The organism is Idiomarina sp. UBA4206, assembly GCF_002383015.1.
GTDB lineage: Bacteria > Pseudomonadota > Gammaproteobacteria > Enterobacterales > Alteromonadaceae > Idiomarina > Idiomarina abyssalis.
Genome location: NZ_DFTS01000040.1, coordinates 11,946 through 13,792, shown reverse-complemented (window position 1 = coordinate 13,792; position 1,847 = coordinate 11,946). Strand labels below are relative to the sequence as shown.

Annotated in this window: 1 protein-coding gene; it reads right to left on the bottom strand. The window is 47.2% G+C overall.

The features are described from left to right. Positions 1 to 1,847, bottom strand: a 1,847-nt coding sequence (gene rpoB / locus B3180_RS08640) for a DNA-directed RNA polymerase subunit beta (RefSeq protein WP_286844037.1), incomplete at both ends; no start/stop codon positions are given.

Here is a 1,847-nt window from a genome sequence, read left to right as displayed (position 1 = left end):
GAGATAACACCTTTGTTACCGTGACGGCCAGCCAGTTTGTCACCAGGCTGAATGCTACGACGGACTGCTAAGTAAACTTTAACGATTTTCAGAACACCCGGCGCTAAATCATCGCCTTGAGTGATCTTGCGACGTTTAGTCTCAAACTTAGTGTCGAAGTCATCGCGAATTTGCTGATATTGCTCAGCAATTTGCTCAAGTTGAGCCTGAGCGTCTTCGTTACCTAAGTCTTGAGTTAACCAGCTTGCACGATCCACACTTGCCAGCTTGGCTTCATCAAAGCCATTACTTAGCAACAGGTTACGAGCACGGTTGTAAATACCTTCTTCAAGAATCTTAAATTCTTCTGTCAGGTCTTTCTTAACCTTAGCCAGCTGCATTTCTTCAATCGCTACCGCACGCTTGTCTTTTTCTACGCCGTCACGAGTGAATACTTGCACGTCAATAACAGTACCGTTAACACCATTTGGAACACGCAGTGAGCTGTCTTTAACATCAGACGCTTTCTCACCGAAGATTGCTCTCAAAAGCTTCTCTTCAGGCGTTAACTGAGTTTCACCTTTAGGCGTTACTTTACCAACCAGAATGTCGCCGCCGTTAACTTCTGCACCGACATAAACAACACCGGACTCATCCAGCTTGCCTAATGCAGATTCACCAACGTTTGGTATATCAGAGGTAATTTCCTCAGCACCCAACTTGGTATCACGAGCGACACAGTTTAATTCTTGAATATGGATGGTTGTCATCCGATCTTCTTGCGCTACGCGCTCAGAAATCAGAATCGAATCCTCGAAGTTATAACCGTTCCAAGGCATGAAGGCCACGCGCATGTTCTGACCCAGTGCTAATTCACCTAAGTCAGTTGACGGACCGTCAGCTAAAACGTCACCGCGAGTCACAGGTTCGCCTGGATTCACAGTCGGTTTCTGGTTAATACAAGTGTTCTGGTTAGAACGCGTGTATTTGGTCAGGTTATAAATGTCGATGCCCGCTTCACCCGGAACCATCTCTTCTTCGTTAACCTTAACAACGATACGACTGGCATCTACGTAGTCGACCACACCGCCACGCTTAGCAACAACGGTAACACCGGAGTCAACTGCGATTGTGCGTTCGATACCAGTACCAACTAACGGCTTATCAGCGCGTAAAGTCGGTACAGCCTGACGTTGCATGTTCGAGCCCATCAAAGCTCGGTTAGCATCATCGTGTTCCAGGAACGGAATCATGCTTGCTGCAATAGAAACGATCTGCTGTGGGGCAACATCCATGTACTGGACCTGCTCTTTACTCATCAGCGTAAATTCGTTTTTATGACGGCATGGCACTAAATCTTCTGTCAATTCGCCTTTGTCGTTCAGCCCTACGTTCGCCTGAGCGATAACATAGTTGCCTTCTTCAATAGCCGACAAGTAATTAACATCGTCTGTTACAACACCATTCTCTATACGACGATAAGGCGTTTCTAAAAAGCCATATTCGTTGGTACGCGAGAACGTAGACAGCGAGTTAATCAGACCGATGTTCGGTCCTTCCGGCGTTTCGATTGGGCACAAACGACCATAGTGCGTTGGGTGTACGTCACGAACTTCGAAGCCTGCACGTTCACGAGTCAAACCACCCGGACCTAACGCAGAGATACGACGTTTGTGCGTCACTTCTGACAATGGGTTGTTTTGGTCCATGAATTGCGACAGCTGGCTTGAGCCAAAGAACTCTTTAACCGCGGCACTAATTGGCTTCGCGTTGATAAGATCCTGTGGCATGGTGTTATCTAAATCACCCAGCGACAAGCGTTCTTTTACTGCACGTTCTACACGTACCAAACCAACACGGAATTGGTT